This window comes from Parabacteroides sp. PF5-9, from assembly GCF_029893105.1.
Lineage (GTDB): Bacteria > Bacteroidota > Bacteroidia > Bacteroidales > Tannerellaceae > JARXWG01.
Window position 1 is genome coordinate 52,574 of sequence record NZ_JARXWG010000005.1, and the last position, 12,017, is coordinate 64,590.

Sequence of the window (12,017 nt, forward strand, 5' to 3'; positions counted from 1 at the left end):
TTTATCCATTATTAAGACCCCGTACTGTCGTGAGATAGAGTGGGGTTTGTTATTTATGGCTGACAAACAATAAAAAAAGCGGATTGCTCCGCTTTGAAACCGTTTCCGGTCAGGTTATGAGTGCCGGAATACATAACCGTCATCAAACCAGTAGTCGGTCATAAATAAGTCCCGGGCGAACTTTTCATAGTCGAAATAAGTTTTCGCAAATTCCGGCAGGTCGTAGCATTCTTCAACGATTTCATACGCATAATCTTCTTCATCGTTGTATGCGCCCTGAAAGTCATCGTCGAAAGAGGAAATAAGGTCGTTTATATCTTTGGAACTAAGATCGTAGCTTTCGTGGTTCAGCCAAACCTCGAATGCTGCCTTTTTATCTTCGTCCATATCGTCTATGGCTTCGATAATTTCAAATATGTTATCGGACAGCCAGCTTTCACCTATTAACCCGGAGGGTATATATTCCCAATCCTGAAACATCAGTTCCGGGTCTTCCTCGTCTTTGTGTAACTCGCGGCAAGCCTCGTAAAACTCTTCTTTATCGGAATAATCCGAAAGGTCTAACCACTTACCGAAAATTGAACCTTCATTATACTTAGCGTAAGTTCCTACATAAATCCGTGCTTCTGATATATTTTCCATAACCTTAATTTTTAATCGGCATCTGCCGGGTTGATTTTTTATTCAGGTGCATTTCCGGTGTAGGAATTAGGGCTGTCAAGTATTCACGGATAAAATACTACCCTGAACTTATACGGTGTGGAGATTTTTTCGGGAACCTGCAAGGCTTGTGCTTTACTGCCCGTTAAGATTCCGTAAACACCTTTGCGCCATGATAGAAAATAACCCATCGGGGCAGTTGCCGTATGCATTAAGGTGGAAAAATTGAAATGCCGGATTTTTAATGCTTACGCCTATGAATGATGGTTCTTATTTAATAATGTGGTTTTCTGCCGTAACCGATAAGGAAGATAAAAGGTGCTGCCGTTTAATCCGGACGAAAGAAAGAACCGTTAAGTGTAAGATTGGGAATATCCGGTTCATAAGGGGAAACGATGTCGCTTTATATATAAATGCGAGCCTTTGATATGGACGAAAAAAAGGCATCCGAAGCCTTGCCCCGGATGCCCACCACTAAAAGATCAATGTTAAACGACTATTCCGAATCGTAAAACAAAGTCTTTCAGTGGCAAAGATAATGAAGATTTTACTTAGAACGTCGTTTTTTGCTGCCTCCTTTATTCTGTGGGAACTCAAAGACTGTTTTATAGTCCGCATTGAATTTGACTGCTGCCTCAAATGTGCTTCCGGTTTTACTGCTTACGAAACCTTTAATAAAGGCGGTCTTGCCGTTCATTAAAAGGTCTGTCAGTTGCCCGTCCGTCAGTTCCTTTTTAGCAATGGAACGCCACACGGTAAGCCCGCAATTTTCATTCTGGCATTTGGCAACTATATTATAGATAACCACATTCCCGCTCTTGCATTTCGGACAGGGACAGGTATTTCGGTTATCCGTGCGTTCAATAGCAGTAGATAATAATTCTGCTGTTATCTGCGAAGCATAAACCTCTATTGCCTTATGGAATGTCGATGCCTCCATTTCACCCGATGCGATCTTATTCAGGGCTTGTTCCCATTGCCCGGTCATAGCAACGTCCGCAATCTTTTTGTCTTTCACTGCCAGATATACCACCAGCCCTTTGTTTGTCGGGACAAGGGATTTTTTCTCGCGTACAATATATTCACGCGAAAATAGGGTTTCGATAATAGCAGCGCGGGTCGCGGGCGTTCCGATACCGCAGTCTTTAATAGCCTCTCGTTCTTCCTCGTTCTCTATCTCCTTTGCGCAGCTCTCCATCGCCGCAAGCAATGAACTTTCCGTGTGAAGCGGCCGGGGTTTAGTTTGCTTCTCCTGAATCTCGCAATCACGAATAGACAGGCTATCCCCTTCAATGAGGGTGGGAAGAACTGCCGTATCATCCTCATCGTTTGGCTCGTCCTTAGAATTAAATACTGCCCTCCAACCGGGGACGAGCGTAACGTTTCCTTTGCAGGAAAAGTGTACGCCGCCCGCGTCAAGCGATACGGTGGTGTTCTCTTTGATGCAACGTTCGCCGAAGGCTTCAAGCATACGCCCGGCAACCATATCGTAGATAAGCTGTTCGTCTTTGGATAATCCCGTAGCGGGATCTTCCGTAATAATCAGCGCATGGTGGTCGGTTACTTTCGTATCATCAACCGAACGGGTATTGAGCGTAGTGTCGAATCTGCTGTCAATATACCCTCCGAAATCGGGATGCGAACGAAGCATGGCGATCAGGTGAGGTATTACCTCCAGTACATCTTCCGAAATATAGCGGCTGCCTGTGCGGGGATATGAGATTTTCTTTGCTTCGTATAACGCTTGTACAATTGTCAGGGTCTTATCCGCTGAAAATCCGTGCTTGCTGTTGGCTTCTTTTTGGAGAGTGGTAAGGTCATACAGTAAGGGCGGTTCCTGTTTAACCTCTTTACGTTCCACCCCCGTAACCTTAACCACTCCGACAGCTTTGACCTGTGCTGTAACTTCTTCGGCAATGGTTCGGGTAACGAACTTATCCACCGAAAGGGCGGGAAATGCCACAGCATCTTTCGCCGTATGCAGTTTCAATCGGAAATAGGTTTGCGGCTTGAAATCCTTGTTTTCAAGGTATCGGCTACAAATAATCGCCAGTGTCGGAGTCTGTACTCTGCCCAGCGACCAAACACCATAACCTGCCGAGATTGAAAGTGCCTGACTTGCGTTCAATCCCACTAACCAGTCAGCGGTACTGCGGGCTTTCGCCGAAGCATAGAGGTTGTCGTAATCGCTTCCCGGACGTAAGGTTTGGAAACCATCGCGGATGGCGCGGTCGGTAAGTGAGCTTATCCACAAACGGCGAAACGGAAGTGAACTGCCTATATATTCAAATATATAGCGGAATATAAGTTCTCCTTCTCGTCCGGCATCGGTGGCTACAATTATTTCATCCCCGCTATTAAACAACTCTTTGATTACTTTAAGCTGTTTCATTACACCGGGGTCGTTCTTATACTCTTTGCCCTCTTTTACCTGACGGGGCAACAGCTTAAATTCTTTTGGGAGTATCGGCAGGTTCTCACGCTTAAAGCCCTCGATGCCGTAATGCTCCGGCATGGCAAGCCCGACCAAATGTCCAAAAGCCCACGTAACAGCATACCCGTTACCCTCTATATAGCCATCTTTTTTATTGTTTGCACCGATTATGGCTGCTATACTCTTAGCCACAGACGGTTTTTCTGCAATTATAATTTTCATTTTAACATTGATTTTTTAGTGGTTGAAAAAATAGATTACATCTTGCGCCCCTTGCCTTTCTTCGGAGCATCAGGAGATTTCTTTTGTTCCTGTTTCTGCTCCTTCTTCTCCGCTTGCTTTTCGGTAGGCTGCGACTGACCTTTCTTTAGGGGTTCGGTCGAATGCTTGGTCGCTTCGTTGGTCTTACCCTCGTTATTGACTGCGACCTGCGTTTTACTCTCGGCGGCAGGTTTAATGTTCTGTGTATTTTGTGCCGCCTGCTTTGCCTCGATAGCCCGTACCTGATCGGGGTGCTTGGTGGTGTGGCGAACCTTACCCCTGTTTTCGTCAATCCATACCCACGCATTGTACTTTTGTCCTTTCTGGTCGGTGGCTTCCACCTTTTGCGATCCCGAAGCATCCTGCTGTTGTTTGGGTTTCTGTGCTTCCATGTCCTTGATAAAGACAGGCTCTTTGTTGCATAGCTTGTCGAAATCCTCACGGGAAAGTTGTACACCGCCCTGTTTGGAATAAACCCATATTTCACCGAGTTTGCGGGCTTTAGGCATTTTCTGTTCCTGACCTTCTGCCTGCCCCTCTCCCTGCTTTGCTCGCCGCTCTTGGTTGAACTGCTGGCGTTGCTCATCGCTGAACTTAAAGTCGAAATTCTTGCTTGCAGCGTTGTACTGCACGAAGCGGTCAATCTTCTGCGGTTGTTCACCCTGCTTCGTTTTCTTATCCATACCCTCAATCCAAACGGCTTTACCCTCTTTCAATCCTTGCTGTTGTTCTTCGGAAAGAGGGGTATTTTTCAAGGTCTGCGGAATATAAATATCCTTCAACGTCATAGCCTCAAAGCGATTGGTAAGTTTGTCAAGGGAGATAAGCGAAGGCACTTTTTCGCCTCCGGCTACGGGTTCGAGATCGAACACACGCCCGCCGTGCCCTGTCTTTTGGAACTGCTCTTTATCCTGATCGGTAAAGACAACTCCCATAAAAGGTTTTTCAAAATCGGGCTGCTCCTGCTTAGGATGGGTCGCGATTTTGATACTACCGTCCGGCTGCTGTTCCAACGATAAGCGGGCTTGCATGGGAAACTCCTGTCCGTCAACGGCAGGTTTTATATCGACCAGACTGGGCGACTTATGCCCGTAAACCATTGCCTTGAGAGCATCTTGCAAGCTCTCACCGGAAACGCCTAACTTTTCGACCTCTTTCCAGTTGAGCTTATTCAGGTCTAATGGTTGATACTTGCCTGTAAACTCTACCTCTATGCGTATCTTACCGTCAAATTTGACACGGTACGGGTCGAGTGCCTTGTCTTTGTGGTCAATACGGATTAGTTTGTCGAGGAAAGCCGCAACCTTATCTACGGCTGATGCGGTAACAGCATAAACGCCCGTATGCGATGGGTGGCTGAACTGTGCCGAGAACTTCTTGAAGAAATTCTCCAATGCATTGCCGTTGGTGTCAATCTTCATAAACTGGTCGGCATTCTCTTTCTTGGGATCGACTGTTTTTAGTTTGCCGTCCTGTTCTCCTGCGATGACTTTGAGTTTGCCATCTTCGCCCTGTGTCAGAAAGACTTTAGGCTCTTCATTTTTTACTTTTTTTTCGTCCATAATAAATATGTTTTTATTCTGCATTAATATTAATGCAGAACGAAAGTAAGCCTAAGTAATGGATTGACTGCAAGGTTTTAACGCAGTGGAGGCTTGTGTCCGGGGTTGTCTAATGTATTTTGTTATAAGAAGAAAAAGCCATCCAAAACGGATGGCTTTTGTGCTTTTTTATTCTTCCTTTGGTAACAAATGGCAAAGGTCGGGATCGTCCTTAATGCGTTGCAATTCATCGGCAACAATCTGTTTGGTTTCGGCTTTGATGCGGTCGTAATTCTCCTTAATCATTTCCTTCATACGATCAACTCCGTTTTCATCTACAAAGTTGGTGATAATGGGTATTTTACGGTACGCTTTCGTTTCAGCGGCTACACGCTCGTTATCGACTACGATTTCGCAATGAAAAATCTTCTGTTCAATACGTTCATCGAAGTTATCCGCTACCGCACCCACAAACATACCTTGCGTAAGATTGGATATTTTGGAAGGTGGTATCAGGCTATCCATTTGTGTAGAAATGGAAGTCGATTTATCGTTCCGGTTTATCGTCATGGACTGGCGTTTCTGTAACACTTTCCCGAAACGGTCGGACAGCGTTTTTGCCGTATCGCCGACTACCTGACCGGAAAAGATATTCCCTACGGTGTTCATCACGACAGCGGCTTCCTTATCTCCGTAATCGCGCTTTAGCTGCGAAAAGTCCTGAAAGCCCAACAATACGGCAACCTTGTTGCTCCGGGCGGTGGCTATCAGGTTATCCAACCCCTTAAAATAGATAGTCGGCAACTCATCAATGATAACCGAAGATTTGAGTTGCCCCTTTTTATTAATCAGCTTCACGATACGGGAATTATACAATCCCAATGCCGCCCCGTATATATTCTGACGGTCGGGATTATTTCCCACGACCAACATTTTCGGGTCGTCCGGATTATTAATATCCAGCGTAAATTCATCACCTGACATTACCCAATATAATTGCGGACTAATCATACGGGAGAGCGGAATTTTTGCACTCGCAATCTGCCCCTGCAACTGGTCGGCAGCACCAGATTTCCACGCATCCATAAAGGGGGAAAGGTAGTTTTCCAAGTCGGGATAAGAGGTCAGAATCGGGAAAATATCTTCATAACTTTTATTCAAAAACTCTATGGCATGGGGAAAGGTACAATACTTCCCGTCCTTATAAATCCGCAGATACCAGATGAGAGCAGCGAAAAGGATAATCGGGGATTCCACGAAGAAGTCGCCCTGTTTCTGTACCCACGTCCGGTTCAAATTAAGCATTATCGTATATGCCGATTCATAGGCATCCGAAATATCATCCATGAAAGAGGGGTTAATCGGATTGCAACGGTGCGAACGGGAAGGATCGTCAAAGTTAATCACATAGAAAGTCGGTACTTTCTCATAGCCTTCGCGGTTGTTTAACAGGTGGTTATAGGCAATAGTCGAGAGGTCGGGAAACTTGAAATCGTAAATATAACCCGTATAGCCCTTCTCGATTTGCTGTTTGATGAACTGGTTTACAACGGCATAGGATTTACCTGAACCCGGCGTACCCAAAACGATAGCTGCCCTGAACGGATTTACAACGTTTATCCAACCTTTCCACTGCTTCTTTTTATACCAGAATTTCGTAGGCAGGTTTACCGAATAGTCGTTTACCATCAGCTTAGTTTCCTGCATAAACGATTCGTTTTCCGTGTTGAAAACATCGTCAAACATATTGTTTTTGAGTAAGCGGCTTATCCATGTACCCGCCATCAATAATAATATGTAGCCTACCGAAATGCTGAAAATGTAAAACCCGGCATTGGCTACTTTGGGTAACGGCAATGCCAATAGCCACCAGTTCAGAAAGAACAGGACGAAACCAATACCGAGGCATACATAGATTTTCGTCCATGTAATCTTTTCCTCTTTCACGCCCTTTGTTCCCAGACAGGACAAAGCGAGAAATACCACTGCGAATACTTTAGTTATCAGAATTGAGCTAAACAGTCCTGCCGTCCGTTGGAAATTCATCAGGATTTTATCGACTACCCCGATATTGATTCCCCACTCGTGCATTGCCTCGTAACAGAACCAATACACATTTATCACTACAAATAGTATAGAGAGCGCACGCATAAAGTCCATTACTTTAGCCAAGCCCCTCAAATCATCTTCATTTTGCATAATTGTAAAAATTAAATTGTTATTACTTCAAATTTTATAGCTGCCTGCCGTATCTGCGCTTCTTCTTTTTCTTGCGCTTGATAGTCGGCTGGTTGTTGTCCTGCCCCTGTGTTTCGGGGGTAAGGACAGATAACAAGCTACCCGCCGCATCATCAACCGTAGAATGCCCGGCTTGCGGTTGCTTGTCGGTAGTGGATTTATCAGTCTGGCGTAGGTTATCGGACTGTTTCGGCTGTTGGGTTTGCAGATCCTCGCGGAGCGAATCATCTGCGAACCGTTCGTTAAGAACATTCGCTGAAAACTCTTTACCCAGACGCGAGCCGTTCAATACCGCCCGTTCGTTATGGTTGATAAACGTAGCCCCGAATATGCGCCCTTCATCATTCCGGCGAAGAACCAAGTCAATACCTTTCTTCTGCAATGCCGCTCGGAACTCGCTTTCGGTGCGGGTACTATTCAAGGCTTCGGAAACCACCGCGCGGGTACAAGCTGTAACGCCGTCCGCTTTGATTGTTTCTTTCGATGTGCCAAACTTATTTTCCAAAGCCTCAATACCGAGAGCTTTACCGAACAGGGAGGATTTCAAAGGCTTACGGACACGGTTGCCCTCGCTATCCAATGCCGAGTAAACCAATCCCCGGTAAGGTTTACCTTTATTCTCCCCTTTGATTTCCTCCACGCCTACATTATATAATGAGAGCAGGGCGCGATACTCGCCGAGCGTTTGGAAGCGGTACATTTCGGAAAGCGGCTTGATAACGTTTGCCACCTGTTTTTTTAAGTTCCCCTGGCTAACGTTTACCGGAGCAAGCTGCCACGCCTCACCCTGCTTCTGACCTTTGGCGGGAATCAGATTGTATTTCCGTTCCAAATCTTCTATAATAGCTGCACTGCGCCGTTTCTCCATTTTGTCGGAAACGGGCCTGCCGTCAGGCTGCACCCGTGAACCGACAATGTGAATATGCTGTCGGTCGATGTCCTCATGCTTAAAAATTATATAAGGCTGATTGCCATAGCCGAGGCGTTCCATGTATTCACGTCCGATGTCCGATAGTTGCTGATCGGTCAGCTTATCGTCGGGATGTGGATTCAGTGAAATATGGATTGCGGGATTTTTGGTAGTGATGTGTGCAGGCATCATACGTTCAAAATCAGTCATACTTGCCCCGATACTGAACACTCCGTCGGCAGGTTCCAGTATTAAATTTGTACCTAAAACCTTACCCAAACCTTCGTCCACTTTCTCCTGATTGTAGGAAAGTGCGCCGTACAGATTGCTTCCGTGAGAGATTTTCGCCACCATTTTTTACAGGTATTTCACCTTAAACTGCTCGCATAGCTTCATCACTTCGCGCCCGATCCCCGCCAGTTCTACGGTCGCTTTTTCCAATTTATAGAGCAATACGAGAGCTTTTTTCTCCCCGAAATTGCTGTGCAATTCCTTTACAATCTGGTTGTAATTCACGCCAACGCTGCGGAATTGGCTATGCAATGCGGTCAGCTTTGCAGTAAATTCGACAGCCGATGCGTCCGTTTTTACTACCCGGAACTCATCGCCAAAGATGCGCGCTGAGATAAAAGCAGACAGCGATTGTACGCCTGACTGCTCGAACATGGCAAGAAATCCGGCATGCTGGGTGTCCGTCAGGTTCACCGTCAGCCGATGTTTTGCCGGGTCGTTCTTCGGGGGTCTGCCCCCCTTTCCCCGTTTGCGGGGTTCTCTTTTTTCTTCGTTCATAACATTAATCTTTTAGTGGTTATATGAACGCTACGGACGGCTCATGCCGGCTTAATTTTTCCCGACTTCGGAGAGGAAAATCCCCTCTGGAAGAGCAAGAGGTTGATGCTGCAAAAAACGAAGTTTGCTGCAATCAACACATCTTGCTATTTGCCAAAATGCAAATACGTTTTGCCCGCAAGGGGCATCTTTCCATCCCGAATTTTTCGGGATATAAGACTGCCCCCTGACCGGGCAATTTATGAGTGCCGAGTCTATCTTAAAAATCGGCATGAATACCCCGTAACGTTTCATGCTGCAAAGTTATGTTGAATAAATAATACGCTGTATATCAGCAAGTATAGACAATGCCGGACACAAGCTACCACCCCTCGAAAATATAGTGCAAGTGTGAAAAAGAAGGCGTTTATTTGCCCCCGGATTTGAATAATTGAGTAGTTGAAACTTTGATTTTTCAGTGTCGTGTTTAATCATGAAAATGTATAAAAACAGACACATGAATAAGAATAGAAATGAACGCACGAATGACAGGTCATACATATTCTTAAACAGCAAAATTCAATCCTGCATAAATGATTATGAATGCAAGCATATAAATGCTCAAACGCATAAACGCATGAGTGCTTAAACGCTTAAACATTCAATCATGCAAAACTGAATATGTGATTTATTGAGTGTGAAGACAGATACACAGGCATACGTGCATTTGCAATAACATAAAATCAACTGATTGTATAATTAAAAATTCAAGAACATGAAACAGCCTATTTATGTGGCATTCTCGACCCAAAAGGGCGGAGCCGGAAAGACAACCCTTACTGTGCTGATAGCTTCCTATCTGCACTATGTGAAAGGAAAGAATGTAGCGGTAATCGACTGCGACTACCCGCAGCACTCCATTTTTGAAATGCGCGAGCGCGATTTTAAGATGGTGGATGAGGACGAATTTTATAAGGGTATGGCGTATGAGCAAGTTACCCGGTTAGAGGGCAAGAAGTTTTACCCTATCGTGGAAAGTAACCCGCAGGAAGCTTTGAACGATGCGGACGAACTATGCGAAAAAGAAGAGTATGATTATATCTTTTTTGATCTGCCCGGAACGCTCAACAATAAGGACTTAATCATAGCCCTTGCCAACATGGATTATATCATTGCCCCTATTGCTGCCGACCGGGTGGTAATGGAAAGTACCCTTAACTATATGATCTCCGTAAGGGATAATATAGTGAGTACAGGAAAATCCAATATCAAAGCCATGTACCTGCTTTGGAATATGGTCGATGGCAGGGAAAAATCCGACCTGTACGAAGTTTACGAGGGAGTAATTAAAGAACTGGAATTTACCACCTTGAAAACCTTTATCCCGAACAGCCTGCGTTTCCGCCGGGAACAATCGGAAAGCCGCCGACCGTTGTTCCGTTCAACTCTTTTCCCTGTGGATAAAAGCCTTATCAAAGGCAGTAACATCGAAGAACTGTCGGACGAATTACTGGAAATCCTAAAGTAATGCGGCTATGGCTAAAAGGATAGATACAAACGGGATAAACCCGGATTTAGTGATTAATAGTGCGAAGCCGAGTTATCGGGAAAAAGACCTGAAACCTTACGACCCGTCAGCATCGGCTTCTACTCCCGAACCGGAAACAGTAGAGGAAATACCACAGGAGGAAATAATACCTCCTGTGGCTGAACCCGAAACGGTGAAAGGAAAAGAACGCGAGGAAAATAAACGGAAGCGCAAGGCACAACCGGAGGACTACGAGGCTCTTTTTATCCGAACAGCTCCCACTACCACCCGTAGCGGAAAAGCAGTCTATATCCGAAAGGAGTTCCACGACCGTATTATGCGGATTGTGCAGAATATCGGATATAACGAAGTGTCGCTGTTCAGCTACATAGATAATGTACTGGAGCATCATTTTAACACCTATCAGGATGACATTACGGAATTGTACCGTAAACGCCGTCCCGAAGATATATTTTAAGCTATGGAACGATATATCATTTCAGCCATCGTATTGTATGCATTGGTTGTCGCCGTTTACCTGCTCCGGGAACGGATGCAGAAACGAAAGAAAAATGCAGCGAAAAATCCCGGTTTCAATCCGTTTCTCTCCATCCCGAAAGAGGATATAATCGGCAAAAGTAAATTTGACCTTAGACAATCCCGGACAGAAGCTACCACGCTGATTCATAACGAAAAACTGATTGAAAATGAGCCTATATTTGCTGATGAAAACAAAAAAGATACTCCGGTAACACTCCCTTTGGTTGAATCGGAAACAGTCTTGTCGGGTGAAAATATGACGGACGAAAATTCAAATGAAATCAATTTAGTAATTGAGAACACACCCCCCGAATTTGAGCCGGAAGATAACACGGAAGATATAGACGAAGAAGAAACAGAGGACGAAGATAACGAAGGGGTTGCCGGGGTTTCAATGGCTCTTGGACTTGGCTTTGACGATCTGGCGGGAATGGTGCGGACGGTAGAAACTGCCGATGCCGCAACATCCGAAGAAAAAGAAGAAGCCGGGCGGGTACTGGTTGAGATACGAAAGACCGAAATGTTCGATCAGGTCGCGGGTGATGAACCGAAAAAGAAAGTAGTGTCCTCACTAATGGACGATTACTTCGCAGCCTTCCACCGAAAGAAACGGGAGGCGGGAGAGACGGACGAACCAGCGGTGAAAGCACCGAAAGATTTTAATGTACGCGGCTTTGCGTAAGTTGTATAACAGTAAAAAACAAAGTAAGATGAAAGAACGGGATTACGGTTAGCTACGCTGCCAACCACTAAAAGATCAAGTTAAACAAATTATTCATTTCCGGTACAGGGGACTATTCCACCCCCTGTACCATTAATCAAAAAATCGTATGACAAAGAAAAAAATTCTTATGTCGGCAGCATTTATTTTCGCTGCCGTATCATCCGCCTTTGCACAGGGCAACGGTATCGGGGGTATCACCGAAGCTACCAATATGGTAACATCGTATTTCGATCCCGGCACAAAATTGATTTACGCCATTGGTGCAGTAGTAGGTCTTATCGGCGGAATCAAAGTCTATAACAAGTTCTCTTCAGGCGACCCCGATACCTCGAAAACCGCCGCCTCGTGGTTCGGTGCGTGTATTTTCCTGATTGTCGCCGCCACTATCCTACGCTCTTTCTTCCTGTAATCCA

At 45.3% G+C, this 12,017-nt stretch carries 11 protein-coding genes; 4 read left to right on the forward strand and 7 right to left on the reverse strand.

Translation table 11 applies throughout. From position 1 onward, the window contains the following. Window positions 1-114 precede the first annotated feature (114 nt). The 7 genes from M2135_RS04365 to M2135_RS04395 all read right to left on the reverse strand — a co-directional run bounded on the left by M2135_RS04365 (window position 115) and on the right by M2135_RS04395 (window position 9,127). Complete coding sequence (locus M2135_RS04365) at window positions 115-642, reverse strand: antirestriction protein ArdA (protein WP_280747380.1); 528 nt, start codon at window positions 640-642, stop codon at window positions 115-117. Between the two features lie 565 nt (window positions 643-1,207). Continuing rightward, on the reverse strand, window positions 1,208-3,316 hold the full coding sequence (locus M2135_RS04370; protein WP_280747381.1) for a DNA topoisomerase 3: 2,109 nt from the start codon (window positions 3,314-3,316) through the stop codon (window positions 1,208-1,210). 35 nt (window positions 3,317-3,351) lie between these two features. Further along, on the reverse strand, window positions 3,352-4,941 hold the full coding sequence (locus tag M2135_RS04375; protein ID WP_280747382.1) for a DUF3945 domain-containing protein: 1,590 nt from the start codon (window positions 4,939-4,941) through the stop codon (window positions 3,352-3,354). Window positions 4,942-5,085: 144 nt separating this feature from the next. Next, window positions 5,086-7,095, reverse strand: a complete 2,010-nt coding sequence (gene mobC, locus M2135_RS04380) for a conjugal transfer protein MobC (RefSeq protein ID WP_280747383.1) — start codon at window positions 7,093-7,095, stop codon at window positions 5,086-5,088. Between the two features lie 34 nt (window positions 7,096-7,129). Next, on the reverse strand, window positions 7,130-8,398 hold the full coding sequence (gene mobB / locus M2135_RS04385; RefSeq protein WP_280747384.1) for a conjugal transfer protein MobB: 1,269 nt from the start codon (window positions 8,396-8,398) through the stop codon (window positions 7,130-7,132). A gap of 3 nt (window positions 8,399-8,401) precedes the next feature. Continuing rightward, on the reverse strand, window positions 8,402-8,833 hold the full coding sequence (mobA, locus tag M2135_RS04390; protein ID WP_280747385.1) for a conjugal transfer protein MobA: 432 nt from the start codon (window positions 8,831-8,833) through the stop codon (window positions 8,402-8,404). A 51-nt stretch (window positions 8,834-8,884) separates the two neighbouring features. After that, entirely contained in the window at window positions 8,885-9,127 is a 243-nt protein-coding gene (locus tag M2135_RS04395; protein ID WP_280747386.1) for a hypothetical protein, read from the reverse strand. Between the two features lie 460 nt (window positions 9,128-9,587). On the opposite strand from M2135_RS04395, the gene M2135_RS04400 reads away from it, so the two are divergent. The 4 genes from M2135_RS04400 to M2135_RS04415 all read left to right on the forward strand — a co-directional run bounded on the left by M2135_RS04400 (window position 9,588) and on the right by M2135_RS04415 (window position 12,013). After that, window positions 9,588-10,340, forward strand: a complete 753-nt coding sequence (locus tag M2135_RS04400) for an AAA family ATPase (protein WP_280747387.1) — start codon at window positions 9,588-9,590, stop codon at window positions 10,338-10,340. Between the two features lie 7 nt (window positions 10,341-10,347). After that, on the forward strand, window positions 10,348-10,818 hold the full coding sequence (locus M2135_RS04405) for a DUF3408 domain-containing protein (protein WP_280747388.1): 471 nt from the start codon (window positions 10,348-10,350) through the stop codon (window positions 10,816-10,818). Between the two features lie 3 nt (window positions 10,819-10,821). After that, window positions 10,822-11,562, forward strand: coding sequence for a hypothetical protein (locus tag M2135_RS04410; RefSeq protein WP_280747389.1), 741 nt, complete (start codon window positions 10,822-10,824; stop codon window positions 11,560-11,562). A 148-nt stretch (window positions 11,563-11,710) separates the two neighbouring features. Beyond that, window positions 11,711-12,013 carry a DUF4134 domain-containing protein gene (locus M2135_RS04415; RefSeq protein WP_032853573.1) on the forward strand — a complete coding sequence of 101 codons (303 nt, stop codon included), beginning with the start codon at window positions 11,711-11,713 and terminating at the stop codon, window positions 12,011-12,013. Window positions 12,014-12,017 lie beyond the last annotated feature (4 nt).